Raw genomic sequence first — 285 nt, 5'->3', positions numbered from 1 at the left:
AGGAAGTACTGTAGCAAAAACTTTTAGCAATTTAGGAGCTAATGTCCAAGTAGCGGCAGATGAACCAGACCTGAGAGCGAGAGCTTTTGAATGTGGATTAACATCTTATCCTATGAATGAGTTAGTTGACCGAGTGAAAGGTGCAGATGTAATTATTAATACTATCCCTGCAAAAGTTCTTACTGTTGATGTTTTATCAAAGATGCTCCCAAATAGTTTAATCGTTGATTTAGCTTCAAAACCAGGGGGGACAGATTTTAGGTATGCAGAAAAACGTGGAATTAA

General features: G+C 37.5%; 1 protein-coding gene. It reads left to right on the top strand.

Annotation, left to right across the window (positions count from 1 at the left end):
- A partial coding sequence (locus AOA60_RS32340) for a hypothetical protein (protein ID WP_218240793.1) occupies positions 1 to 285 on the top strand: 285 nt, incomplete at both ends.

This window comes from Pseudomonas sp. 2822-17 (assembly GCF_002742485.1).
Taxonomy (GTDB): domain Bacteria; phylum Pseudomonadota; class Gammaproteobacteria; order Pseudomonadales; family Pseudomonadaceae; genus Aquipseudomonas; species Aquipseudomonas cyclaminis.
Note: the sequence above shows the minus strand (reverse complement) of the source record. Positions and strands in the feature narration are given on the sequence as shown.